17 protein-coding genes are annotated in these 26,225 nt (G+C 64.6%); 7 read left to right on the forward strand and 10 right to left on the reverse strand.

The window, feature by feature from the left end:
* Positions 1 to 7,107 (reverse strand): VCBS domain-containing protein (locus tag DU478_RS08410; protein ID WP_199488306.1); only part of this gene is annotated, 7,107 nt, incomplete at its 3' end.
* A gap of 1,058 nt (positions 7,108 to 8,165) precedes the next feature.
* Here DU478_RS08410 and DU478_RS08415 point away from each other — a divergent pair.
* The 6 genes from DU478_RS08415 (at position 8,166) to DU478_RS08440 (ending at position 11,523) form a co-directional block, all read left to right on the forward strand.
* Positions 8,166 to 8,816: a DUF1194 domain-containing protein gene (locus tag DU478_RS08415; RefSeq protein ID WP_114510516.1), complete on the forward strand. Its 651-nt coding sequence runs from the start codon at positions 8,166 to 8,168 to the stop codon at positions 8,814 to 8,816.
* 97 nt (positions 8,817 to 8,913) lie between these two features.
* Positions 8,914 to 9,393, forward strand: a complete 480-nt coding sequence (locus DU478_RS08420) for an SspB family protein (protein ID WP_114510517.1) — start codon at positions 8,914 to 8,916, stop codon at positions 9,391 to 9,393.
* Positions 9,394 to 9,464: 71 nt separating this feature from the next.
* The gene (gene fumC, locus DU478_RS08425) at positions 9,465 to 10,871 is read left to right on the forward strand and encodes a class II fumarate hydratase (RefSeq protein ID WP_114510518.1); all 1,407 of its coding nucleotides are present in this window, start codon (positions 9,465 to 9,467) and stop codon (positions 10,869 to 10,871) included.
* Positions 10,868 to 11,053 carry a DUF4169 family protein gene (locus DU478_RS08430; protein ID WP_114510519.1) on the forward strand — a complete coding sequence of 62 codons (186 nt, stop codon included), beginning with the start codon at positions 10,868 to 10,870 and terminating at the stop codon, positions 11,051 to 11,053. Before fumC ends, DU478_RS08430 begins: the two co-directional genes overlap by 4 nt.
* Positions 11,050 to 11,268, forward strand: coding sequence for a ribbon-helix-helix domain-containing protein (locus tag DU478_RS08435; protein WP_114510520.1), 219 nt, complete (start codon positions 11,050 to 11,052; stop codon positions 11,266 to 11,268). The genes DU478_RS08430 and DU478_RS08435 overlap by 4 nt, the downstream gene beginning before the upstream one ends.
* Positions 11,269 to 11,292: 24 nt before the next feature.
* Complete coding sequence (locus DU478_RS08440) at positions 11,293 to 11,523, forward strand: N-(5'-phosphoribosyl)anthranilate isomerase (RefSeq protein ID WP_114510521.1); 231 nt, start codon at positions 11,293 to 11,295, stop codon at positions 11,521 to 11,523.
* A gap of 62 nt (positions 11,524 to 11,585) precedes the next feature.
* On the opposite strand, the gene DU478_RS08445 is transcribed toward DU478_RS08440, so the two are convergent.
* The 4 genes from DU478_RS08445 to DU478_RS08460 form a co-directional block, all read right to left on the reverse strand.
* Positions 11,586 to 12,488: a fructose bisphosphate aldolase gene (locus DU478_RS08445; RefSeq protein ID WP_114510522.1), complete on the reverse strand. Its 903-nt coding sequence runs from the start codon at positions 12,486 to 12,488 to the stop codon at positions 11,586 to 11,588.
* A 117-nt stretch (positions 12,489 to 12,605) separates the two neighbouring features.
* The gene (locus DU478_RS08450; RefSeq protein ID WP_114510523.1) at positions 12,606 to 13,955 is read right to left on the reverse strand and encodes a cytochrome P450; all 1,350 of its coding nucleotides are present in this window, start codon (positions 13,953 to 13,955) and stop codon (positions 12,606 to 12,608) included.
* The gene (locus DU478_RS08455) at positions 13,952 to 15,217 is read right to left on the reverse strand and encodes a hypothetical protein (protein ID WP_114510524.1); all 1,266 of its coding nucleotides are present in this window, start codon (positions 15,215 to 15,217) and stop codon (positions 13,952 to 13,954) included. Before DU478_RS08455 ends, DU478_RS08450 begins: the two co-directional genes overlap by 4 nt.
* A gap of 297 nt (positions 15,218 to 15,514) precedes the next feature.
* Positions 15,515 to 16,267 (reverse strand): cytochrome c biogenesis CcdA family protein, encoded by a 753-nt coding sequence (locus DU478_RS08460; protein WP_114510525.1) that lies wholly within the window; start codon positions 16,265 to 16,267, stop codon positions 15,515 to 15,517.
* Positions 16,268 to 16,360: 93 nt separating this feature from the next.
* Here DU478_RS08460 and DU478_RS08465 point away from each other — a divergent pair, with 93 nt between their 5' ends.
* Positions 16,361 to 16,582 (forward strand): sulfurtransferase TusA family protein, encoded by a 222-nt coding sequence (locus tag DU478_RS08465; protein WP_114510526.1) that lies wholly within the window; start codon positions 16,361 to 16,363, stop codon positions 16,580 to 16,582.
* A 375-nt stretch (positions 16,583 to 16,957) separates the two neighbouring features.
* Here the strand turns inward: DU478_RS08465 and DU478_RS08470 are convergent, their stop codons facing one another.
* The 5 genes from DU478_RS08470 to DU478_RS08490 all read right to left on the reverse strand — a co-directional run bounded on the left by DU478_RS08470 (position 16,958) and on the right by DU478_RS08490 (position 26,130).
* Positions 16,958 to 17,950, reverse strand: a complete 993-nt coding sequence (locus DU478_RS08470; RefSeq protein ID WP_199488307.1) for a C45 family autoproteolytic acyltransferase/hydolase — start codon at positions 17,948 to 17,950, stop codon at positions 16,958 to 16,960.
* Positions 17,951 to 17,955: 5 nt separating this feature from the next.
* Positions 17,956 to 19,434 (reverse strand): biotin carboxylase, encoded by a 1,479-nt coding sequence (locus tag DU478_RS08475; RefSeq protein ID WP_267897100.1) that lies wholly within the window; start codon positions 19,432 to 19,434, stop codon positions 17,956 to 17,958.
* The gene (locus DU478_RS08480) at positions 19,431 to 22,178 is read right to left on the reverse strand and encodes an aminotransferase class I/II-fold pyridoxal phosphate-dependent enzyme (RefSeq protein ID WP_114510528.1); all 2,748 of its coding nucleotides are present in this window, start codon (positions 22,176 to 22,178) and stop codon (positions 19,431 to 19,433) included. The genes DU478_RS08475 and DU478_RS08480 overlap by 4 nt, the downstream gene beginning before the upstream one ends.
* Before the next feature lie 41 nt (positions 22,179 to 22,219).
* Positions 22,220 to 23,191 (reverse strand): carbon-nitrogen hydrolase family protein, encoded by a 972-nt coding sequence (locus tag DU478_RS08485; RefSeq protein ID WP_114510529.1) that lies wholly within the window; start codon positions 23,189 to 23,191, stop codon positions 22,220 to 22,222.
* A 173-nt stretch (positions 23,192 to 23,364) separates the two neighbouring features.
* A complete protein-coding gene (locus DU478_RS08490) occupies positions 23,365 to 26,130 on the reverse strand; it encodes a TRAP transporter permease (RefSeq protein ID WP_114510530.1) in 2,766 nt (921 codons plus the stop codon).
* Positions 26,131 to 26,225: the final 95 nt, after the last annotated feature.

Genomic DNA, 26,225 nt, shown 5'->3' on the forward strand with positions numbered 1-26,225 from the left:
TTCGCTGTCCGCCATCGTGTAGGTGAAGACGTCCGCGGCGCTCTCGCCCTCGGCCAGCGCATCCGTCGCCGCGAAGGTGTCGTCCAGGGCGTAGGTGTATTCACCGTCCTCGCCGATGGTCAGCGTGCCGTAGGTGCCGGTGATCGCCGCACCCACCGTGGCCGCTTCGGTCAGATCGAGGCCGGTGTCGCCCGCGGCGACCCCCACCACGGTCAGAATGTCGCCGGTGTCCACGTCGGTGTCGTTGACCAGCACGTTGCCCATGGCCGTCGCGTCCACATCCTCGACCACCGAATCCTCGGCGTTGGTGTCCGCCACCGCGACCGGTGCGTCGTTGGTGCCGGTGATGGTGATCGTCACGACGTGGTCATCCGTGCCGCCGTCGCCGTCATCGATGGTGACCGTATAGGTCAGCGTCGCGGTCTCGCCCTCTGCAAGGAAGTCGAAAGCGTTGTCCGGGGCGCTGAAGCTCCAGCTGGCGGAGCCGCTGGTGGCGCCGTCGGCCTTGGTCACCTGGACGCCGGGGGTGCCGGCATCGGTGTCGGTGACGCTGAAGTAGCCCAGGATCGCAGGATCGTCGGTTTCCGCGAAGTCGGTGGCCACGGTGCTGGCCACGCTGGCCGACACCGTCGCGGTATGGCCGGTATCGCGCGCGTCCACATCGTCGAAGGCGATGCTGCCGGAGGCTGTGAGCGCCGGGGTGGCCTCGCCGGTCTGGTCCGCGGCCTCGGTCAGGTTTGCCGAGGCGGCGGCTGTGGTGATCACCGGCGCGTCGTTGGTGCCGGTGATGGTGACGACGATGGTCTCGGTGGCGGACAGGTTGCCCGCGCCGTTGTCGACGATGGTCACCGTGTAGTTCTGCGTCACGACCTCGCCCGCGGCCAGGTGGTCGATGTCGTCGTCATCGACGGAGAACGCCCACTGGATCTCTCCGGGGTCGGTGCTGCCGGTGGCCGGGACCGAAAGGCCGCCGGAGAATGTGCCGTAGTAGGCCGCGGTCGGATGCGGCGTGGTGGTTTCGCCGAAGGCGATGCTGCCGCCACCGGAATCCGCGACCACGGTGACCGAATGCGTGTCGTTGATCTCGAAATCGTTGAAGCTGATGACCTCGTTGACGCTGTGCACGAAGGGCGCGTCATCGGGTTCGGGATTCTCGGTGACGTTGGCGGCAAGCCCGCCGATATCCACTACGAAGGGCGCATCGTTGGTCCCGTTCACGGTGATCACGGCCGCGGCGGTCGAGGTCGCGCCGTTGCTGTCGGACATGGTGTAGGTGACTGTCACCGTGGCGGATTCACCGGTATCCAGTTCCTCGAAGTCGAGACCGGGATCGAAGACCAGCTGGTTGCCCACTATCGTGGCGGAGCCGAAGGCCGCCGGGGAACCGACAAGACCCGTGGTGCTGAGCACGTCCACCGAATCGAGCGTGAAGGTCGCCGGTTCGTCGCCGGTATCGACGTCGGTGTCGTTGGCCAGCACATCGACGGTGACCGCGTTGTCGTCATCGGTGGTGCCGCTGTCGTTGACGGCGACCGGCGCATCGTTGGCCCCGGTGATGTCGATGGTCAAGGTGGCGTAATGCAACCCGCCGTTGCCGTCGCTGATCGTGTAGGTAAAGACGTCCGAAGCGTTGTCGTCCTCGGCCAGCGCATTGGTTGCAAGCAGCGTGTCGCTCAGCGTGTATGTGTATTCACCGTCCTCGCCGATGGTCAGTGTGCCGTAGGTGCCGGTGATCGCCATGTCGACGGTGCCCGCATCATCCAGATCGAGGCCGGTGTCGCCCGCTTCGACGCCCACCACGGTCAGAATGTCGCCGCTGTCGACGTCGCTGTCGTTGCCCAGCACGTTGCCGACCGCGGTGCCGTCGCCGGCGACGACGCCATCCTCGATCACCGCGTCCTCGGCGTTGGTGTCGGCCACGGCCACCGGGGCATCGTTGGTGCCGGTGATGGTGATCGTCACATCACGAGTCGCTGTGCCCATGAAATCGTCCGTCACGGTCACGGTGAAAGTCAGGTCGACCTGGTCGCCCAGGGCGAGGAACTGGCTGTCCGCCGCGGCAAGCGCATATTCCCAGGCGCCGGTGGCCGGAACCGTGATGCTGAACCCGGCGCGGAAGGCGTCTTCCTGCTCGGGCGACAGCATGATGCCCGTCGCCACCACGCTTGCTGCGGAGGTGTCGACGCTGGCTTCGGGTGTGTCGCCGCTGTCGATATCGGAGAAAACGATGCGGCCGGTCGTCAGCAGCGCGGCATCGGTTTCGGCCAGTGTCTCCGTATCGTCGAATGCCGGATCGGCCACTTCGATCACCGGGGCGTCGTTGGACCCGGTCACGGTGATGGTCACGGTGGAGGAAGACTCCGCGCCCGAGTCGTCGGACATGGTGTAGGCCACGGTGACGACGGCGGTGTCGCCCGGTGCCAGTTCGTCGAATTCCGCGCCGGGCGTGAACTCCAGCATGGATCCGTTGATGACAAAGCTGCCCGGGTCGATCGTGCCGACCGTCAGACCGCTGACGGAGTTGGTGCCGATGACATCGAGCGAGAAATTCGCCGGATCGTCGTCGCCGTCCACATCGGTGTCGTTGGCCAGCACGTCGATGGACAGAGTCGGGCCGTCTTCATCCACGACCTGCACGTTGCCGGCATCGCCGAGCGCGACGAAGGTCGTCGCGTCCACATTGGCGACCGGGCCGTCGTTCGAGCCCTGAACCGACACGGTGATGGTCGCCTCGTCGAAACCGCCGTTGCCGTCGGCCACGCGGATCACGAAGGTTTCGGTATCGCTGTCCTCGACATCAAGCGCATCGGCGGCACCGCCTTCGGTATCGTCGATGAGGTAGGTCCACTGCCCCATGTCGTTGAGCGACAGCGTACCGTACTGGCCGGTCTCGGCCGAGGGCGCGCCATTGGCCACGGTGGGCGTTTCCACCGCAACGCCGTTCACCGACACGATCGACCACAGCGCGGTCGCGGGCGTGTCGTTGGAGTCGTCATCCGCGACCGTGTAGGCACCGGTCGCCGTGGTGCCGCCGATGGGCGTGGTGTTGTCGACAAGCGACAGACCGGCTTCGGTGACGCTGGTATCGGCGCCGGGCACGACCGTCAGCACCGGCTGATCGTTGGTGCCGGTCACGGTGATGGTCACATCCACCGTGTCGCTGCCTTCGTCGGTGGCGTCGTTGTCCGCAAGCTGAACGGTAAACACCTCGTCGTAGCTTTCACCCTCGTTCAGGGCGCGGGTATCGGGGTCCGTGTCGTCGAGCGTGTAGGTCCAGGTGCCGTTCTGGTCGATGGTCAGGGTGCCGTAGGTGCCGGTGACGGTCACCGCATCGTCCTGTATTTGACCCGTGCCGCCATTGGCCACCAGAGACCAGGTGTCGTTGGTGGCATCGTCGCTGCTGTCCACGTCGTTCGGATCCAGCGTGCCGGTGGCGGTGGTGACGCCGGAGAAAGGCACGTTGTCGTTGAGAATGCCCGCCTCCTTGACGTTGCCGAGATCCTCGCCTTCGACGAAGGAGATGAACGGCGCGTCGTTCGAGCCCTCGATCGAGACGGTGATCGTCGCCGACGCCTCGTTGCCTTCGCCGCCGCCGTTGTTGGCGATGGTGTAGGTAAAGGTCTCGGTCACGCCGGTGGCTTCGTTGTCGAGCGCATCGGTGTCGGGATCGGCATTGTCGAGCACATAGCGATAGCTGCCGTCCACTTGCAGGTAGAGCGCGCCGTAGGTGCCGAGGATCGTCGCCTCGCCGGGCATCGCGCCGGTGCCGCTGCCGTCGAAGTCCAGTTCGGCGGGCACGGCGCCGTCAAAGGCCGCCTTGGTGACCGCCAGCGCGGCCGTTTCGCTGTCGTCAGCATCCTGCCAGTTGGCGCCCATGCCGTTGAGCGTGCCGGTGACCTCGGAGACTCCGGGCGTGTCGACACCGGCTTCCACCAGCGAGGTGCCATTGACCTCGTCCGCGGCGATGGTCGGCACGTCGTTGGTGCCGGTGATGGTCACCGTGATCAGGGCGGATTCCGAGTCCGCGTTCATCGCGCCAGAATCGTCGGTCACCGTGGTGGCGAAGGTGATCGTCAGCACGTCGCCTTCGCGCAGGAAATCAAGCGCGCCGTCGGCCACGGAATAGGTCCAGTCCACCGTGTCGGCGGTCTGGTCCACCACGCCGAAGCTCAGCGAACCGGGGATCATGCCCATGTAGGCCGCCGCTGCGCCGCCTGCGGGCGTCAGCGTCGCGGTGGGCATCATCTGGCCGACCGTATGCGTATCCGCCGCGCCGGTGACCAGCGCCTGGGTGTTGGCATTGGCAAAGGTGGACGTGTCGATGTCCGAGAACGCAATCATGCCGGTGGCCTCGAGGACCGTCATCGACCCGGTGGTGTCGGCGGTTTCGGTTAGCGTATCGGTCAGGGTCGAGCTGCCCTCGATCACCGGCTGGTCGTTGCTGCCGGTGATGGTGATGGTGACGTCCTGCTGGGTCGAACCACCCTGCCCGTCGTTGATGGTGATGGTGTAAAGCTGCGTGATCGTGTCGCCTTCACCCAGCGCCTCGATGACGGATTTCTGCGAGGCGTTGGTGATGTTGTAGGTCCAGGTGACGCGGCCCACGCCATCGGCCGTGGCCGAGTTGCTGATCCCTGCCAGCAGCGTGCCGAGATACCCCAGACCGCCGCCCGCGGCGGCGGCGTTCACCGAGTGGATGTCGCCGAGTTCGGCATCGGTGAAGTCGATGTCGCCGGTGGCGGTGTAGACGCCGTCGGTGCCGGTCCCGTTCTCGATCACCTCGCCCGCGTCGTCGGGCATCGGGCCGACCACTGGCGCCTGGTTGGTGCCCGTCAGCGTGACGGTCAGGGTCTGCGGGACCGAGCCGCCGAAGTTGTCCTCGATCGTGTAGCTGAAGGTGATCACCTCGGTGTCACCGATGCGCAGATCGTCGAATTGCGATGCATCGAAGTCCAGCGTGCCGTTGCCCGGCCCGCTCAGCGGAAAGGAAAAGCCCGAGAGGTCACGATCGGTGTTGTCGCTGCTGACCATGAGGCCGGTCACGCTCAGCGTGTCGCCGGTGTCGCGGTCCTCTGCGCCGTCCAGCAGATCGAAAACCTGGATGCCCTGGTCGTCGTCGGTCCCGGTCAGAGCCGCCGTCACGGTCGGCGCCTCGTTCGATCCTGTGACGTCGATCTGCAACTGGCCCACGTCGGTGCCGTTGTTGGGATCGCTCACCACGTAGTAGAAGGTCTCGACCATCACGTCGCCATCCGGCAGCGAGTCCGCCGGCCCCCCTGGCGTGTCGTCGAGCGTGTAGGTATATACGCCGTTGGCGTCGATGGTCAGCGTCCCGTAGGTGCCGGTCACGGTCGTGCCGGCGGCATTGCTGTCACCCGTGGGGGTCGTGCCGAAGCTGTCGACGACAAGGCTCGCCGTCTCGTCGGTATCGTCATCGGTGTCGTTGTCCAGCACGTTGCCGGTGGCCATGGTCGTGCCCATGACACCGTCGCCCGGATCGACGATCGTCCCGAAATCTTCGTCGTCACCCGCCACGGGCGCATCGTTTACACCGGTGACGGTCTTGGTCGCTGTGTTGGGGGACGTCACGGTGCCATCGCTGATCTCGTAGTTCACGGTCACGATTTCCGACGCACTTTCGTTCAGATCGTTGAACGTGCCGGCGGCAAAGGTCAGCACGCCGTCGGTGACGGTGTAGTCCTCCCCTTCGACAAAGCTGCGCGCCGGCATCACGTTCGAGGTCACAACGATGTTGCCGACCGTCAGGTCGTCGTCGGGATCGGTCTGGCCGTCCAGCAGGTCGATGCTGACGGTCTCGTCCTCGGTGCTGGAAGGTGCGGCGATGGCGGATACGGTGGGCGCGTCGTTGGTGCCGGTGACGGTGATCGAGGCGGTCGAGGTCGCGCTTGCGCCGCTGTCGTCCGACATGGTGTAGCTGACCGTCACGACGGCGGTTTCGCCATCGTCCAGCGCGTCGAATTCGTCACCCGGTGTGAACGTCAGCTGGTTGCCGACGATGTCGAAGCTGCTCGGGTCGATCGTGACGGCGTCCGACAGGCCGGTCACGGAGTTCGCACCGACGGAATCGAGCGAGAAGTTCGACGGATTATCTTCGCCGTCCACGTCGGTGTCGTTGGCCAGAACGTCGATGGTCAGGGTCGGCCCGTCCTCATCCACCACCTGCACGTTGCCGGGATCGCCGAGGGCGTTGAAAGTCGTCGGATCGGCCTCGGCGACCGGGCCGTCGTTGGTGCCGGTGACGTTGATCGTCACCGGGGCGATGGTCGTCGCGCCCTCGTTGTCATTGACGAGAACGGTGAAGCTGTCCTGCACCGTCTCACCCGCGTCCAGCGCATCGAGGAGCGCGTTCTCGAGCGTATCGTCGAGCGTGTAGCTCCAGCTGCCATCGTCGTTGAGCGACAACGTACCGTAGGTGCCGTTCGACACCGCCGGGGTGCCGGACATCGCCGTGACGGCGGTCTCGTTGGGCGCGGTGATCTGCCAGGTAAAGGTGTCGGAATCCGGATCCGTGACCGTGAAGGCGCCCGAAGCGCTGGCGTCCACGTCCTCTGTGGTGCTGTTGTCGCCGGCCTCTACGGTCAGTGCGGGAATATCGTTGGTTTCCTCGACGTTGATCGTCGCGGTTTGCGTCGTGGTCTCGTCCTCGGCATCGACCACGTCGACAGTCACGGAGCGCGGCGTCTCGGACGGCTCGTCGCTGGTGTTGAAATAGCGAATTGCTTGCAAAACTGCCTGAAAGTCGGCGACGGATGCGGTCGTGCCGGTCTCCGGGGTCAGTGTCATGACAGTGGGCGTCATGGGGTCCAATGGATCAACGGACCCGTTAGCGACGTTAACAACCACATTGATTCCAGTAAAATCGAAGGCGTTATCGATGCCCAGCGTCTCGAAGGCAGAGCCGTCGACCATCGGCAGGGTCAGTGTGATCGACTTAATCTCTTGGCTGTCTCCTTCTGTCAGCGTCGCGTTTTGAAACAAAAGCACGCCATCGTTCGGCTGGTTCCCCTGATCCGTGCCTTCGACGAAGTTCGCGGTCACGTCGTTGCCTGCGCCTACACCGTTCAGATCGAGTATCGGAGTTGCCATGGTAAAGATCCCTGTTTTCCCTGCGCGATAGGCCGGACCGGTGCTTCACCGGCGCCGGGGCGCGAATGCATTTTTCAGAACGCGGGAAAAGAGCCGGACCCGGCCCATTGCTGACGACAATAAACAGCTGTTCCGGGAATGAACATTCCCGGTTCGTAATCGACCAAGCTTTGCTTTCGATCCGATACTGATTTGAATTGCAAACGTGCCTGGTGGTAAGTCCCACGACAAACACGACAGACCACCGGCCAGCCCGCAAGCTGCCGAAGCGAAGGCTCACTCATTCTGAGCAGGTCGGTCACTTAAGGACGGTTCTTCTAATCCGCCACGCGCGCCATCGAAGCCAAACGCTGATCACAATCCGAAATCAAAAACAGCTACCTAAAGTCTTCCCCCACGTTCACCTGAGAGCAGTAATCCATTCGACGGGATTTCTGTCAACGGAATTTAAAAGTTTTTTGGTATTGCCAAGACTGTTGATAAGTCCCTGTTCTTCCGCCTGGTCGCAGTCCGATTCGCTTGTTGGATCACACCCGGCAATGGGCTGAAAAGCCATGATAAATGTATCTTTCAGCAATTCTGCGCCATTCGTTTCACCCGATCTCGAGCGTCAAAGCGGCACGGACCACCGACCCTGTCCGTCTGCCCGGACCGGACCGTTCTTTCGCGCAGACATCTGTCACGCGCCGGAATTTACGGGAAATTCACGATACCAATTCAACCTAAGCGGTAGTTCGCGGTAGGCGAAGCCTCCGTTTCGAAACAAACGCCACCTCATTGCGAATCCCGAATGCGCTCCGAGAATTGAAAGAGCATTCCCAATTCCCAGAAGATCCCAATACGCCCTTACATTGTATTTTGGGTGAATCGAATTGCACTGAATCTCTCTTTGGTTGTGCGGCGTCTCTTTCCGGAATTGCAGCGGCGCTTCTGCACACCGCCCGTGTTAACCGCTGAAAGAAATACAGAAAGCCACGCACCGGAACGCGCAGCCTTTGAAAAGAGCGCCTTGACCCTCTGCTCTTGACCGGATCGCGGCACGCGGGTCCTATGCGCTCATGCTGCGTGCCCTCGCCATCTGTCTTTGCGGATTCGCCGCGCCCGCGTCACAGGCCTGCGACACCGCGCTGCTGCTGACCATCGACGTCTCGAACTCCGTCGATCCGGGCGAATACCGGCTTCAGACCGACGGTCTGGCCGATGCGCTGGCCGATCCCGAGATCGTTGAAACCATGGTGCGCGGCGAGGTCATGCTGATGGTGATCCAGTGGTCCGGCGTCGGGCGGCAGGAGATTTCGATCCCCTGGACCCGGATGCGCACGGCGCTCGACGTGTCGCGCTTTGCCACCCGGGCCCGCGGAATGGAGCGCGCCTTTGTCCTGTCGGACACCGCCCCGGCGGATGCGCTGGATTTCGCGCTGAACCAGTTCGCCGCGGTGCCCGACTGCGCCCGGCGGGTCATCGACGTGTCGGGCGACGGCACGCCCAATGCCGGCGGCGAGGTCGGGCCGGTGCGCCGCCGGGCCGAGCGCATGGGCGTGACGATCAACGGCATCGCCATCGAATCCCTCGGGATCGCGATCACCAACTTCTACCGCCGGACGCTGGTGACGCGGGATGGATTCGTGCTGACCGCGCGCGGTCATCGCGACTATCCGCGCGCCATCCGGCTCAAGATTCTGCGCGAAATCACCAAGGTTCTGGGCTGATCCGCACCCGCGCCGAGGCCACGCAAAAACAGCGCCGCGCGCCCTTTTGTTTCGTGGCAAATAGAATATGCTGACAGGAAATTCAGGGGGAAAGGGCATGGCCCGCAGTATCGATTACGGCAACCTCATGCACCGCGCGATGCGCGGCCTGATCCAGGAAGTTCTGGAAGGCGTCCAGCGCGATGGCCTGCCGGGCGAGCATCACTTCTTCATCACCTTCGACACCCATCACCCGGATGTGGAGATCGCCGACTGGCTGTCCGACCGCTACCCCGGCGAGATGACCGTGGTGATGCAGCACTGGTTCGACAATCTCGAGGTGACCGACGACGGCTTTTCGGTTTCGCTGAACTTCGGCGACGCGCCCGAGTTGCTCTATATCCCCTACGATGCGATCAAGACCTTCGTCGATCCCTCGGTCGAATTCGGCCTGCGGTTCGAAACGCAGGACGACGACGACGAGGAGGACGATCGCGATTTCGATCCGCCAGCAGCCAAGTCCGACGCGGCCCCGGAGAGCAAGAGCGCCGGAACCAAGAAGGCCGATGTCGTGAGCCTCGATTCCTTCCGCAAGTGATGTCGACGTCTCTTGCAGGCGCGCGCTGGCGGGCCTAGACCGCATGCAATCGCATACACCAGGAGCCGTCCATGTCCGCCACCCCGCCCGATATCCGCGTTGAAACCGACAGCTTCGGCCCGCTGGACGTGCCGGCCGAGAAATACTGGGGCGCGCAGACGCAGCGGTCGATTCAGAACTTCCCCATCGGCTGGGAACGCCAGCCGGTTGCTATCATCCGAGCGCTTGGCGTGATCAAGAAGGCCTGCGCCACGGTCAACGTGGCGCAGGGGGACATGCCCGAAGAGATCGGCAACGCCATCGCCGCCGCCGCGCAAGAGGTGATCGACGGCAAGTTCGACGACAACTTTCCGCTGGTGGTCTGGCAGACCGGATCCGGCACCCAAAGCAACATGAACGCCAACGAGGTGATCTCGAACCGGGCGATTCAAATGCTGGGCGGCGAGATGGGCAGCAAAAAGCCTGTGCACCCCAACGATCACTGCAACATGGGGCAAAGCTCCAACGACACCTTTCCGACCGCGATGCACGTGGCCATCGGCATGATGGCCCGCGACACGCTGCTGCCCGGCCTGCGCAAGCTGCACGGCGCGCTGGTGGCGAAGTCCGAAGAATTCGCCGACATCATCAAGATCGGCCGCACCCATACGCAGGACGCAACCCCGCTGACGCTGGGCCAGGAATTCGGCGGCTACGCGCACCAGGTGGCGCAGGGCATCCGCCGGGTCGAAGCCTGCCTTCCGGACATTTACGAACTGGCGCAGGGCGGCACTGCCGTGGGCACCGGGCTCAACACCCGCAAGGGCTGGGACACCCGCGTGGCGGCGGAGATCGCGCAGATCACCGGCCTGCCCTTCGTCACCGCACCCAACAAGTTCGAAGCACTGGCCGCGCATGATGCCATGGTGATGTTCTCGGGCGCGCTCAAGACCGTGGCGGCCTCGCTCTTCAAGATCGCCAACGACATGCGCCTGTTGGGCTCCGGCCCGCGTTCCGGTCTGGGCGAATTGATCCTTCCGGAAAACGAACCCGGTTCCTCGATCATGCCGGGCAAGGTCAACCCGACCCAGGCCGAGGCGCTGACCATGGTCTGCGCGCATGTGATGGGCAACGACGCCGCCGTCGGCTTTGCCGGCAGCCAGGGGCATTTCGAGCTCAATGTCTACAACCCGATGATGAGCTACAACGTGCTGCAGTCGATGCAGCTGCTGGGCGACGCCGCGGGCAGCTTCACCGACAACATGGTGGTGGGCACGCAGGCCAATACGGCGCGGATCGACCAGCTTATGCGGGATTCGCTGATGCTGGTGACGGCGCTGGCGCCGACCATCGGGTACGACAACGCCACCAAGGTGGCGAAGACGGCGCACAAGAACGGCACCACCCTGCGCGAGGAAGCGATTGCGCTGGGGTTCGTGGATGCCGAGACCTTCGACCGGGTGGTGGACCCCAGGGACATGATCGGACCGCGTGAATGAGCAAGCTCGTCAATCTCAACAAGGCCCGCAAGGACCGCAAACGCGACGCTGAAAAGCGCGACGCCGAGGTCAACGCGGCGCGCTTCGGCCGCTCCAAGGCCGAAAAGCAGGCCATGGCGGCGAAGCTGTCGAAGGCCGCCCAGACGCTCGACGGGCACAAGATCGACCAACCCGAGGAATGAGCGGGCGTCCGGTCAAGCGTTCGCTGACGCTGCGCGGCCACCGGACCTCCGTATCGCTCGAGGATGCCTTCTGGCAGGCTTTTCGCCAGATCGCGGTGGAAGATGACAAGCCGATCAACCAGTTGGCCGCCGAGATTGATGCGGCGCGTGAACTCGACGTGGGGCTGGCCTCTGCGATCCGTGTGTTCGTGTTGCAGCGCTTCAGGGATCGTTAACCACCTTTGCGGCAGACTGGCCGCATGAGCGAGATGCGGATCATGGTGCCGCCGGACATCTGGATCCGGCAGGTGTTTTCGTCCCAAGCAGCGCGCGACGGCGGCGTGGTCCGCCGGTCGCTGCGGGATATCGAGAGAATCGTGGGCCGCGAGCGGTTCGAGCGCGAACTGGCGCGCCGCGGGTACAGCGCGGTGATCAATGCCGGACAGGTGGTGATCTTCTGCAACCGCGAACCGTTCCGGCGTTTCGTGTGACACCGCCCGCAAAAGCTTTCAGAAAGCTTTTGCGCAGACTTTTCTGAAAAGTCTGCGCCGCCTCACACTGACGCTCGGTAAATCTTGTCGATGTTGTCACCCAAGGCCGCGTTGAATTCCGCATCCGACTGCTGCTTGCTCAGGCCTTCGGTCAAAGCGCGAGAGAAGCTTGCGATCATCTTGCCGTTCTGCGCCAGACGTGCGCAGGCCTCGTCGGTGGAATAGCCGCCCGACAGCGCCACGACCCGCAGCACGCGCGGATGATCGGCGATCGGGTCATAAAGGTTCGGCACATCGGGAATGGTCAGCTTGAGCATCACGTCCTCGCCCTCGGCCAGCCCGTCGAGATGCGACAGGATCGCGTCCAGCAGCAGGACCTCGGCCTCGGCCTTGGTCTCGGAATGGATGTCGACCTCGGGTTCGATGATCGGCACCAGACCGGCGCCGGTGACGACGCGGGCCACTTCGAACTGCTGTGCGACGTTGTCGGCGATGCCCTTGGCATTGGCGCTCTTGATGACCGACCGCTCCTTGGTGCCGAAGATGCCGAACTCCACCGCCTCTGCCAGAAGCTTTTCCAGCCCCGGCATCGGCTTCATCAGCTGCACGTCATCGGCTTCGTCCTCGAGCCCCTTGTCGATCTTGAGGAAGGGCACCACGCCCCGGTCTTCCCACAGAAGCTGCGCCGTGGGCTTGCCCTCGATCTCGCCGCGCATGGTGCGTTCGAAGAGGATCGCGCCCAGCACCTTGTCGGAGGTGAAATCCGGCGCCGTTATGATCCGGGCCCGCATCTTGTGGATCTCGCCGAACATCTCTTCCTCGCCGGAATAGTCGCTTTCCTCGACGCCGTAGAGCCGCAGCGCCTTGGGGGTCGATCCGCCGCTCTGGTCCAGCGCGGCGATAAAGCCCCTGCCGGTGGTCATCCGTACTGCCTGCGCCTGAAACGTCGCCTTGTCCTGTGCCATGTCGGTCGGTCATCCCTGTTGGTGTTCGCTGTCGCGCCCTTCTTTACGCGACCGGCGGCCGGTTGGATAGACGGACGAGTGTCGGTTTAGCGCTAACCGTTTGAAAATAATGCCACCCTATCGGCGCGTCACGCGCAGGGCGATCCCGTCGCGGGCGCGGACGGTCAGATGCGCCACCGGGTCCGGCACCCGGTCCGGCACCGACTCGAACCGCAGGTCGCGCAACAGCCGCGACAGCAGCAACGGCCCTTCGACCATCGCAAAGCCCGCGCCGGTGCAGACCCGCGCGCCGGCCGAGAACGGGATGAAGGCCTCGCGCATGCAGGACCTGCCGTTCTCGGTCTCCCACCTCGCCGGGTCGAAATCGTCGGGCCGGTCCCAGAGCCGTTCGTGCCGGTGCAGGTGCCAGGGGCTGAGCACCACCTGAGCGCCCTTGGGCAGGTCGCGGTCGCGGAACCGTTCGGGGCACGTGGTTTCGCGCACCATCATCGGCACCGGAGGATAGAGACGCAGGGTTTCGCGGAACACGTCCCGGCTGATGCGCAATTTGGCGGCCTCGGCGAAATCGCCGGTCTGCAGCGCTTGCGCCTCTTCGGCGATCCTGTCCTGCCATTCGGGGTAGAGCGCCACGAGGTATAGCGCCCAGGCCAGCGCGCTGGCGCTGGTTTCGTGCCCGGCGAGGAAGAAGATCGCCACCTGGTCGACCATCTCTTGCGCCGAAAAAGTCTGCCCGGTCTCGGGGTCGGCGGTGGTCATGATCTTGGTGGCGAGGTCGTCGGGCGCGGTCCCGGCGCGGATCTCGGCCATCCGGTCCTCGGTCAGTCCGGTGATGAGTTCGCGAATGCGCGCCGCGGCCGCGCGCGTGTCGCGCCGGAAGAACCGCGGCATCCAGGCGGGCAATGGCACGAAAGCGGCGAGGTTCAGGATCGGCTGGCTGCGCTGGTAGGCGCGGAATTCGTGGAACACCGCCTGCGCGACCGCGTCCTCGATCGGCAGCGAGAAAAGGGTGCGAAAGATCACGTCGGCGGCGGCATGGCTCGTGACCTCCTCGATCTCGACGACACCGCCGGCGCGGGCGCCCAGCCGCGTGGCGGCGCTTTCCGACGCGGCCCACATCTGCGGATAGGTGTCGCGCAACCGCCCGCCTTCGAAGGCCGGGTCGATGATCCGCCGCTGACGCTGCCAGTCGGCGCCGTTGGTCAGAAAGACGCTGTCGCCCAGCAGCGGGCGCAGCCCTTCGCCGATGCGGTCGGATTTGGGGAAATCCATCGGCCGGTCGCGCAGCACGGTCTTCACCAGGTCCGGCTGGTTCACGAGGTAAGAGCGGAAGAAGGGCGTCCGGAATTCTGCCATCCAGGCGCGATAGAGCTTCGCCGGTTGCGCCGACAGGATGTCCTGCCGAAAGAGCCTGAGATACCGCCAGAGCGACACGCGCTCGGGCCGCGCGCGGGGTTTGGGCGGGATCATGCGGCGACGGTTGTGTACTTGGACACCGGGATGTCGATGCGGCTGTTGGACGGCTTGCGGTCGGCATAGCGCGTGCCCAGCGTCAGGGGGCCGGCGGTGATGCGGAAATAGTCGTAGTCGCGCACCCGGTCGAAGGCGCAGAGATACTGGAAATGCAGGCGGAAGAATTTCCAGCGCAGCTCTTTCCAACGCGCCTCTGACAGCGTCTGGGTGAAGGCGGCAGAAAAGACCAGCGGCCAGCGTTTGTCCTTGGGGGCCACACCCGACACCGCCACCGGGTCGCAGAGCGCGAAGGCACAGCCGTCGCCCGGTGCGGTGACGTCGACCCAGGTCAGTTCGTCGCGGGCCGAGAGATAGCGGAGGTCGGCGCGCAGGCGGTGGGCCTCGGGCAGGAAGGACACCATCGGCACCACCTGCCCGAGGCTCAGGAAGGACAGCGCCGGGCCGTTGGCGGGCACCCGGCCCTGCCGGATCAGGTCGGCGAGGATCGACACCGCCAGGTGCGCGCCCGAGGAATGGCCCACGACCAGCACCTCGTCGCAGGGCGCCAGCAGCGCATCGGCGATGATGTCGGTAAACTCGGCCATCCGCGCCTCGAGCTCGGGCGGGTTGGCCCCCTTGAGCCGCGCGGAATAGGCGTAATCGTGCATGAGGTAATAGGCGAAGAGCTTGCCGTCCTTCGCCTTGAACCAGCGCAGCAGCCAGACCGCCGCGGCCAGTCCGGGGATCAGCAGCACCAGGTCGAGGATCGTCCAGAGCGTGCCCGTGGTCCCGAGCCCGAGCCATCCCAGTGCGCCGAAAACCGCCCGCGACAGGCCCGACCAGATCAGCAGCGCCGCCAGCAGCGCCACCAGCGCCTGCAGCAGCAGCATACCCACGGGGTAGAGCGCCGCGATCACCGGCCCCTTGCGCAGCAGCATCAGCCGCCGCAGCGCGCCGCTGGCGGTGTAGGTCCAGGCGGTGCGGACAAGCTGCGCGTAGGTCGCGGGGATCGAGCTCGACATGCTGGTGCGGACGATGTCGGACCAGACCAGCACCTCGATCTCTGCGGTGACCTCGGTGCCGTCCATGTGGCCCGTTGCCTGCCAGCCGTAAGGGCCGGAGGTGGTCTTGGGCGCGAGACTCAGGTCGTAGCCCGAGATCTCGGCCTGCGCGGCCCCTTCCTTGCGGTAGAGCTCGCGGTAGCGGCGGGGATGAATGGGGTCGTAGCCGGGGATGTAGAACACCCGGCGCGTGCGCACCTCTTGACGCTCTGCGGTCATCTTCGGCCTCGTCTCGCCTGCCTCTTGCCGCAAAGCGTAGCGGGGCAAAGCGGCAAGAGTAAGGCGGAATGCGCGACAAAGGTCCGGCATGTCGGGGATTGTTGCGGTCGGAGCCGTGTCAGGCGCTGAATCAAGGCGCCTTGCGCCGCCGCGCCATCGCCGGGCCGCCCCCCGGCACGGCGATTTGGCTGGTCTTGGCGCGACGCGGATGTATCAACCGGACCTGGCAAGAATAAAGCGCGACGCCCAACCGTCGGATCGCCGCACCGCGGCCCGCCGATGGCACGACTGCGCGCCTTAGCCCAGCTGTCCCAGCGCCGGGAAGACCTCAAGCAACCAGAAGGAGAAGGCCGAGAAGGCGCCCGTAACAAGCGCCAGCCCGACGGCGATCAGCAAGAGGCCCATGACCCGCTCGATCGTCTTCATGTGGCGCTTGATGCGGTTCATCACGCTCATGGCGCGGGTCAGGAAGAACGCCGCCAGCAGGAACGGAATGCCCAGGCCCGCGGCATAGACGCCGAGAAGCAGCGTGCCGCGTGTGACCGACGCCTCTGACGCGGCGAGGCTCAGGATCGCGCCCAGCTGCGGACCGATGCAAGGGGTCCAGCCGAAGGCGAAGGCGAGCCCGAGGATATAGGCACCGAAAGCCGATCCGCCGGTGTCGCCCGCTTCGATCCGCGCCTCGCGGTCAAGGAACGGGATGCGGAAGACGCCGAGGAAATGCAGCCCGAAGACGATCACGACGACGCCTGAAATACGCGCCAGAAGCACCTGGTTCTGCAGGAAAAACGCGCCAAAGGCCGAGGCGGTGAAGCCCAGGAGCAGGAACACCGTCGAGAGCCCCAGCACGAAGAAGAGCGCGGCCAGACCCGCCTTCATCCGCGCCGATCCGCCGGCCTGCATTTCCGTCACGCTGACGCCGGACATGTACGCGAGGTACGGCGGCACGATGGGCAGCACGCAAGGACTGAGGAAGGAAATGACTCCGGCCATCAGCGCCACGATCATGGCGGGCATCAGCCCTGCGTCGATGATGTCGATTCCGAACATGTCCTGCACATAGCCTGCCCGCGCGCCCGCGTCACGCCACGCGGTGTCACATCCATGTGGACAGTCTGTAACACGCGGCATATCTGATGCGCCATGACCCATGATCTCGACGCCACCGGCCTGCTCTGCCCCCTGCCCGTCCTGAAGGCCCGCAAGCGTTTGCTGGCACTCTCACCCGGCGAGGTGCTGCGCCTGCGCACTGACGATCCGGCGGCCGTGGTGGACGTGCCGCATTTCTGCGCCGAGGCGGGCCACGCTCTCGAAGACAGTGCCGAGGACGGCCCGGTCATGGTCTGGACCATCCGCCGCGGCTGAGGGCATTCTCGGCGGTTCGGGGCTCGACCGCCGCACAATGCAAGGCCGACTGGTGGGAAATTACGATTGACTGCGCAGCGGCAAACCACTCTGGGGACGGTCTGACGCGAAAACGGATGGAACCGACGGATGCTATTGATACGGAGTGATAGCGCCGAACCGCGGGGAGGCGCTTCTGCCCTTGCCGCTGACCACTTTATGCCCACCAAATCCGTGCTCCGCCTACACTTCGCACCAAGCCCAGCCCAAGCGCCGCCCCGGGGGGCGGGTCGGCGCTGGCACGGCGGCCTTCGGCCTTGATTCCGTGCCTTCGCGGTGCACACCCGAAAGCGAAAGGTACTGTATTCAACGCTTTGCGCCGTCCCAAGACCTCGGCTACAACGACACCGGCACCGGCATCTCGGGCAGTGCGATGCGGCGGGCGTCCTCTTCGAACTGGTCGAAGCTCTTGGTCCAGCTTTGGCCGGGCCAATAAAGCTCCATCGTGCGGCGTGTCGGACGGTAGGCTGCCGTGTAAAGCGTGCCGAAGCCCGAGGAGAACGCCGTCGAATAAAGCGGCGGGCGCAGGAAGGACCGGATGAAGCGGTCCTGGGTTTCGGGATGCAGGGTCAGGCGCTGCAAGAGGTAGCGTTCGCGTTCCACCGTGGCGGTGAAGCGCGCGTGGCTGGCCCATTCCACCCGTTCCTGGTGGTTGGTGGCGACCGCCGCGTGCGTCAGCACCGCGGGCCGGTCGGGGGTGAGATAGGCGGTGAGATACCGCCGCTGCGCATCCAGCACGGTGACATTGTAGCTCATGTGGCAAGGCATGCGGCGCAGCACCTCGCCCGCCTCTTCGGTGGTTTCGCAGACCTGCAGGATGTAGCGCAGGATGATCGGCACGCCGAAGCCCTGCCCGACCTCGCGCCGCCCGCCAAAGGTCAGCGACACGGCCAACCCTGCGTCGTTCATCCCGTCGACGAGGCCCACCAGCCCGTCGCTGGTGCCGATCACCTGCCGGTCGAGCCAGCGGGTGCGCAGCACCACCGCATCGAAGGCGTTGGCATTGTAGTCGTAGTTGCGCACGATCAGCGGTTCCGGCCCCTGCCAGACCGCCTGGCTGCACCCCGACAGGTACGGCGGCGGGCGGTAGAAGCTGAGGAACCGCGCGGCCAGATCGCCGCCGCCCACCAGTTCGCACAAGTCGTCGTAGAGACCGGAGAGTTCCGGCATGTGATGCCGCAGCGCGCGGCGGCATTCCATGTAGGTGGGCCGTCCCGCCAGCCCCTCGCGCGACCACCAGGCCTTGTAGGACGGCCAGTATTCCGCAAAGAGCCCGGCCCACTTGGGGCCGGGCCTGTCTTCGGAAATGGCGCGAAAGGTCAGGGACATGCGGCTTACATGATCTTGAAGGCGGGCTCCTGCAAGACCTGAGCCGAGGGCAGCGGCCGTGCCGCATAGGCGTTCTTGATGCCGTTGATCCAGCGCTTGGACTTCTCGGTGAGCTGGAAGGACTTCGTCATCGACCGGCCACGGGTCACGAGGATGCCGAGGTCCGCGCCCTCGTAGCGGTAGTCGCCGGCGTTGGAGATGCGCAGGAAGAACGCCTCGTCCTCGGATTCCACCGCGCGGCGGTGATAGTCGAAGCGGTCGAAGACCACCTGCCCGTCCGGCAGCATCTTGTAGATGCCCGATTGCGGCGCGTGGGTGATGATGTCGACGTTGTCATCGGTGTGCTTGATGACCATCTGGCTCCACGAGTCGATCATGTCCGGGTCGGACCAGCGGGAGTTGAGTTCCTCGACGTCCAGCTTGAACGGCTTTTTGGAGAATTCCAGCAGGTGGAACAGGAACAGCGGCGCATCCGCATGGGCAAAGGCCGCGTGGTTGGTCATCGACGAGGCGCCGGTGATGCGCGGATTGAGCTCGCCCAGCCAGATGTCGCCGGATTTCTTTTCGATCAGGAAATCGAGTTCGAAATAGCCGCGATAACCTTCCTTGCGCAGCTGCTCGCCGAATTTGAAGGTGAGTTCGCGCGCCTTCTGGCGGGCCTTCGGCGGGAAGGCGGTCGAGAAGATCTCGTTGCCGCACCAGCCGCCTCGATAGGGCGTGAGTTCCTTGAAGCCCACAAGCTCGGTCATCAGCGGGCCGACGATGGTGCCTTGGCTCGTGCAGCAGCCTTCGATCGCCGAGCCGCGGCAGTCGATGCGCTTCATGATCTTGATCTCGCCTTCGCCGACGATCTCGTGCTCGTGTTTGCGGAAATCCGCTTCGGACTTGATGAAGAACGTGGTGTGACCCGAGTCGCCAAAGGCCGACTGCAGCACCAGGTCGTGCCCGATCCCGGCCTTTTCGCACGTCTTCTTGAGGTCCTCGTAATCCTTGACCTCGGCCAGCACGTTCGGCACCGACGGCACGCCCGCCTTGTTGCCGATGCGCACGGTCTCGATCTTGTTGTCCATGCTGGTGCGCAGCTTTGCCTTGGGGAACCAGACCTCGCCGCCCAGGTCCTTGGCCAGCTTCTCGGTCTTTTCGTCGAACATCAGGAAGACGAACTTGGGCTTGCCGCCGCGTTCCTTGACCATGTCCACCACTTCCTTGTGCTGGAGCAGGTAGTTGTTGATGTCCTCGATCGACTGGAATTCCTCGTGCGGCAGCTCGCTGGGCACGAAAACGTTCGGATGCCGCCCGTCGAAACAGTCCATGTAACAGATATACTTGAAGTTCTTCACCCACTCGTCCAACCCCAGCAGGTTGAAGTTCGTGGCCGAGACGAAATACACCGGGTCGCTGTTGGTGTGGAAATACCGGCGGATCTCCGAGATGTTGTTCAGTGTCTTCTTGGCCATGTGGTCGTCTCCCTGTCGTTCCGTTATTTCTTGGTAAGCGCCTTGAGCGCGTCCTTGGTGAACACGCGCAGGCCGAGGTCCGGCCGGTAGCCGTGGATTTCGCTGACATCCAGCGCCCGCATGAAGGCGAGGATCTCGGTGCTGATCACCTGCCCCGGCACCAGGATCGGAAAGCCCGGCGGATAGGGGATGATGAAGCTTGCCGACACCAGCTCTTCGCCCGCCTCGAGCCGCGCCATCAGCTTGTCGTCCAGGTTCAGGTAGTCGCAGCTTTCCTCGTCATAGGCGAGAAAGAAGGCCCGGCGGATGTCGCCTTCGGGCGTTTCGTCACCGTCGCGGAAGGCCGGGTGGAAGCGGCTGAAATCCGGCAGCGGCGGCACTTCGTTGACCAGCGCCGAGACGCGGTTTTCGAAGGACCGCTTTTCCATCTTGCTGGCGTCGTCCAGCAGGTCGTCGAGCTCGTGCGCGATCTCGACCAGCACCTCGATCAGGTAGGCGACGGAACTGCGCGTGGTGCCGATATTGGTCATGAAAAGCACGGTGTTGCGCGAGGTCTTGTTGATCTGGATGCCGTACTTGTCCATCAGGATCTTGGTCTTGAACGTGTCGCCGTCCCAGCCCGTGCCGCCCACGGCCAGCGTCACGCGGGTGGGGTCCAGCACGAATTCGTCGCGGGTCCATATGTCCCAGATGTCCGACCAGCCCTTGTCGGGGTCGTAATAGCTCTCGGTGCCGCTTTCGCGGTACTGTTCCGGGATCATGTCACCCGCGGTCAGCACCTTGAAATACTTCTGCAACAGCGGATGGGCCGCCACGGCCCGGCGGATCGCCATGGCGCTTTCGACCTGCCGCTGCACGAATTCGAAACCTTCCAGTTCCACCTGCCGCCGGCCCACGTCGAGCGACGCGATGATCTGGTAGTTCGGACTCGTGGAGGTATGGGTCATGTAGGCTTCGTGAAAGGCCTGTTCGACCTCGCCCTTGAAGTCCTGGTCGTTGACATGGATCATCGACCCCTGCCGCAATGAAGTCAGCGTCTTGTGCGTGGATTGCGTGGCATAGACCCTTACCCGCGCGTCGGGCGGCGGCAGCAGCCGCGTCTTCAAGAGCTTGTCCTCGTCCGCGCCTTCCAGCTTTTTCTGCTGCGCTTCGTAGGCCTTGGCATGCTCCGGCGTGCGCAGGGACACGCGCAGCTCGTTGGCAACGCCCATGGCGGTGCGCTGGCGATAGGTCGGGCCGAAGCGGGCAAAGGCGAACCAGGCTTCGTCCCAGAGGAACACGAGGTCCTTCTTGATGGCGAGGCATTCCTCCATGACCCGCTGGACGTTGTAGACCAGTCCGTCGAAGGTGCAGTTGGTCAGCAGCACCATGCGCACCCGATCGAGCTTTCCGGCGGCCTTGAGCTTGAGCAGGTGGTGCTTGATCTCGTTCGTGGGTACCGCGCCGTACATGGAATATTCGTGCAGCGGGTAGCTGTCCATGTAGACCACGTTGGCGCCCGCCAGCACCATGCCGTAGTGGTGCGACTTGTGACAGTCACGGTCCACGAGCACGATATCTCCTGGCCTGACAACGGCTTGCACGACGATCTTGTTGCAGGTCGAAGTGCCGTTGGTGGCAAAGAAGGTCTGTTTCGACCCGAAGGCGCGAGATGCGTATTCCTGCGCTTCCTTGATCGGGCCGCGCGGCTCCAGCAGGCTGTCGAGCCCGCCCGAGGTGGCCGAGGTTTCGGCAAGAAAGATGTTGGGGCCGTAGAAGGCGCCCATGTCCTGGATCCAGTGCGAGCGGCTGATCGACTTGCCGCGGCTGATCGGCATGGCATGGAAAACGCCCGTGGGCTGCTTGGAATATTCCACCAGCGCCGAGAAGAACGGCGTCTTGTAGCGCCGGTTGACGCCGCGCAGGATGTTGAGGTGCAACTCCAGGAAATCTTCCTGGTTGTAGAACACCCGGCGGCACTTGCCCAAGTCGTGCCCTGCGATGTCCTCGGCCGACCGGTCGGTGATGAGATAGGCGTCAAGCTCGGGCCGGACCTTGGCGATCAGGCGGCAGGTCTCGGGGCCGTAATCGCTAGGCTGCAGCCCGTCGACGTCATCGGCATCGGCCATCTGCGTCAGGTACTGCTTGAGGATCGGCAGCACGTTCTTGGACTTGAGCGTGAGCCCGGGCCGCACCACCACCGCCTGGACGTTGTGGTTGAACAGGATGCCGATCAGCGCGTCCTCGAGGCTCGGCACGATCACCGGCTCGTAGATGAACGGATCCTCGGATCGGCGCACCCTGTGCAGGTTGTTGCGCAGAAACCGTTCCTGGTGCTCGTTGACGCTGTCGACGATCAGCACCTCGAAATAGGGCCGCCCCAGCGCGCGGGCCTCGGGGGCCAGCGTGCTTTCGTCCTCGTAATCCTCTGAATCGATTTCTTCGCCGCCAATGGGAATGGTTCGCCGGCGGTAGGCGCCCGAGGTCAGCGCCCGCGCCACCCGGCGGACCGAGATCGACAGTTCCTCGACATTGCGCAGATCCAGTTGCCGGCGCAGCATGTCGAAGGTATGGGCACCGGGGAAGGCCCAGTATTTCTCGATCGGCGCCAGGGCATCGAAAAGCTGCTCGGCTGTGGCCAGCAGCTTCTTGCCCTGGCGCCCCTCGATCCCGTGCATGTGCATCGACTCGATGCATTCCCGCAGTGCGCTCCATCGGTCGGCCCTCAGCTGCGTCGCGCTGTAGTAGTCGCTGATGGAGGGCAGGTTTGCCTCTTTGCTTTGCACGTTCATGGATCGGTTCCTTGTCTGCCCTCCTTCGCAGGCGTGCCGGATCACTCGGTTCCGGTACGTCCCTTGAAGATCGGAATGGTGGATGCGCTCGGAACCTGGCCTGAGGCCTCCTGGCTGAGCGCGGTGCGCGGGTCGGCATGGGTCAGACCGGCGGTCGACCCCTGCCGCGGGGTTTCAAGCGGTCCCAGCGTGTGCAGATAGGCATCGGCGCCGCTCAAGCGGTTGTAGACAGGGAACTCGGCCTCGCGGTCGCGGAAGGACTTGAGCACCTGGCCCAGCCCCTTCATGCCCGTCTCGCGCTGGCGGCGCACCATGTCGAGGTCGACCTCGATGGGGAACATGTCCTCCTGTCCCGCGGACTGGTGCAGGACGGTGGCCGCCGGATCGACAACGAGCGACCGGCCCGTGCCGCCTGCCCCCAGGCCGTTCACGTCGAAGACGTAGCACTGGAACTGCGCCGCGGTGGCGCGGGCGATGGACAGCTCCGCGTCGCGGTCGGTGGTGCCGGTCAGCACCGGGTGCAGCAGCACCTCGACGCCCTGGCTGGTCAGGTGGCGCGTGGTTTCGGGGAACCAGATGTCATAGCAGATCGACAGCCCGAAACGCCCCACATCGGGCACGTCGAAGACGCAGAAATCGGTGCCCGCGCTGATGCCCTGTTCGTAGGGCCGGAACGGGAACATCTTGGAATACTTGCGGACGATCTCGCCCTGCGGGTTGATCACGACAGAGGTGTTGAATATCCGCCCGTCGGGCATCTTTTCGAACATCGAGCCGGGGATCAGCCAGATGCCGTAGCGCTTGGCGTCTTCCTGGAACTGGGTGATGGCGTCGTTCGGGAACGGCTGGGCGAAGCGGTCCAGCGGACCGTAGGGCGCCAGTTCCGAGAACAGCACCATCTGGGTCCAGGGAAAACGAGCCATCAGGATCTCGATCCGCTGGCGCATGGCTTCGACGTTGGAATGCAGGGCGCCCACGTGCATCTGCACGCCGGCAATGGCAAAGGGGGTCATTGGGATGTGGTCTCCATGGGTGTGTCACCCTCCCGGTCGTCTTTTTCTGTTTCTTGGGCCGCCGGTCCCGCCGGCTGGCCGAAACCCTGCACCTGAGGGCGCACGGGCCATGTTGCAAGGCGCGCCGCACCGGCCCCGGTCATCTTCCGGGCCGCTGCGGCGCAAACGTCACGTCAGGCCGTGGCCTGTTTCGGCCGCGGGTTCTTGCGCGCCCGGCTGCGTTGCCACAGCACGATCAGCGCCAGCAGGGCCAGGGCCGGGATGAACATCAGCTCTTTCGGGGGCTGGGCCTTTGGGCGCATGACGCGCTCGACGGTCTGATCCCAGTCGAAACCGGCCTCGGCGGCGGGGCTGCCGAAGGTTACGTTGTCGATCACCACCGAATCGCCGTTCACCACGTATTCGAGGCCCGAGGCGAACAGGCGGTCCTCGCCCGTCTCGCCCTCGCCCACCGGCAGCAGCGCGACGAAGGTCACAGGCTCGCCGATGGCGTTGAGACCGCTCACCTGCAGCCGCAGATCCTGGCCCGGACTGACCTCCTCGGCGGCCTGCGCGATCTCGACCGGCGGCACGTCCTCGAAGGGCGGCGCCACCATGTCCATCCAGAAGCCCGGACGAAAGAGCGTGAAGGCGATGAGCAGCAGCGCCACGGTCTCGAGGATGTTGTTGCGGGTCAGGAACCAGCCCTGCGTCGCCGCCGCAAAGAGCAGCATGGCCACCGTCGCGATCACGAAGACCAGTATCCCCTGCGCCCATCCCACGTCGATCAGCAACAGATCGGTGTTGAAGATGAAGAGGAAGGGCAGCGCCGCGGTCCGCAGCGAATAGAAGAAGGCCACGACCCCGGTCTTGATCGGATCGCCCCCCGACACGGCGGCGGCGGCAAAGGACGCCAGGCCCACTGGCGGCGTCACGTCCGCCATGATGCCGAAGTAGAAGACGAAGAGGTGCACCGCGATCAGCGGCACGATCAGCCCGTTCTGCTGGCCAAGCTGCACGATCACCGGCGCCAACAGCGCCGACACGACGATGTAGTTCGCCGTTGTGGGCAGGCCCATGCCGAGGATCAGCGACAGGATCGCGGTCAGGAACAGGATCGCCAGGATGTTGCCGCCCGACAGCACCTCGACCACGTCCGCCAGCGCCGAGCCGACGCCGGTCTGGCTGACCGCGCCGACGATGATGCCCGCGGTCGCCGTGGCGATGCCGATGCCGATCATGTTGCGCGCGCCGGTCACCAGCCCGTCGATCAGGTCGACGAAGCCGTTGCGGATTTCCGATGCGATGCCGCCGGCATTGCGCATGATCGCCAGCAGCGGACGCTGCGTGACCAGGATGAAGATCATGAAGGCCGCAGCCCAGAAGGCCGAAAGGCCAGGCGACAGGCGGTCCACCATCAGCGCCCAGACCAGCACGACGACCGGCAAGATGAAATGCAGGCCCGACCGCACGGTCGGTCCCGGAAGCGGCAGCACCTGCGGCCCGTCCCCGTCCTTTTCAAGCGTCGGGATCTCTTCTTTCGAGGCGACGTAGAGCAAGCCAAGGTACACGAGGCACAGGAACACGAAGACGATGTAGCCAGCGGTGTCCGGGAAGACGGTTCGGATCCAGCCCATGCCGTAGTAGACACCGAAGCTCAGCACGCAGAGGAAGGCCACGAAGAAGGCCATGCCGATCAGACGCTGCACGATGGGTTTGGGCGTATAGGCGCGCGGCAGGCCCTGCATGTTCTGCTTCATCGCCTCGAGGTGCACGATGTAGACCAGCGCGATGTAGGAGATCACCGCCGGCAGGAAGGCGTGTTTCACCACGTCGAAATAGGGTATGCCCACGTATTCGACCATGAGGAAGGCCGCGGCGCCCATGACGGGCGGCATGATCTGGCCGTTGACCGACGAGGCCACCTCGACCGCGCCGGCCTTTTCGGAACTGAAGCCGACCTTCTTCATCAGCGGGATGGTGAAGGTGCCTGTGGTGACCACGTTGGCGATGGACGAGCCGGAAATGAGGCCGGTCATGGCCGAGCTGACCACGGCCGCCTTGGCCGGACCGCCGCGCATGTGGCCCATCAGCGAAAACGCCACCTGGATGAAGTAGTTGCCCGCGCCGGCCTTATCCAGCAGCGAGCCGAAGAGCACGAAAAGGAACACGAAGGAGGTCGAGACCCCCAGCGCGATGCCGAAGACACCTTCGGTGGTGATCCACTGGTGGTTGATGACCACGCCCAGCGACTTGGCCGAGTGTGCGATCAGTTGCGGCATGTAGGGACCGAGGAAGGTATAGCTCAGGAACACGGTCGCCACGATCATCAGCGCCGGGCCGAGCGCGCGGCGCGTGGCCTCGAGCAGAAGCATCAGGCCGATGACGCCGACGACCAGGTCCTGCGTGATCGGGGCGCCAACGCGGTTGGCGATGCCCTCGTAGGCGAAGTAGATATAAAGGGCGGAGGCCGCGCCGATGATGGCCATGGCCCATTCCCAGATCGGCACGCGGTCCTTGGGCGACCCCAGGACCACGGCGGCTACGACGGCAAGACCCACCACCGGGATCCACCAGTTGCCGGGATCGGCGCCCAGCCAGAACAGCCCGGTCAGGACCAGCGGCACCGCGATGCCCAGGAACAGCTGCACCGGCGTGCGCGCCGCTGGGAAGGCCATGAAGCCCAGAAACAGCGCAAAGGCAAGGTGAAAGGCCCGCGCCTCGGTGTCGTTGAAGACCCCGAAGCCGAGAATGAAGGGGATCGGTGACGCGATCCAGAGCTGGAACAGAGACCAGGCCAGCGCCACGCCCACGATCAGCATGCCCACCGGTCCGGAGGCAGAGCGCCCGCCGGTATCAGAGGACGCGACGAGTTCGTCGATTTCGCTTTGGCTGAGGCCGGCCTTGCCCGCCGCCTCGTTTTCCACGGCGGAGGCCTGGAACTGGTCCTTGTCGCTCATGTCGCTGTCCCTCTTGGAAAAGCTCCGCCCCTGTCGGAAGGCACGGCTACTTTGTCATCTGAAACCGGCTTGGCGCCGTGTGTCGTTATCTTGCG

The sequence above is a fragment of the Thalassococcus profundi genome, from assembly GCF_003344785.1.
Lineage (GTDB): Bacteria > Pseudomonadota > Alphaproteobacteria > Rhodobacterales > Rhodobacteraceae > Puniceibacterium > Puniceibacterium profundi.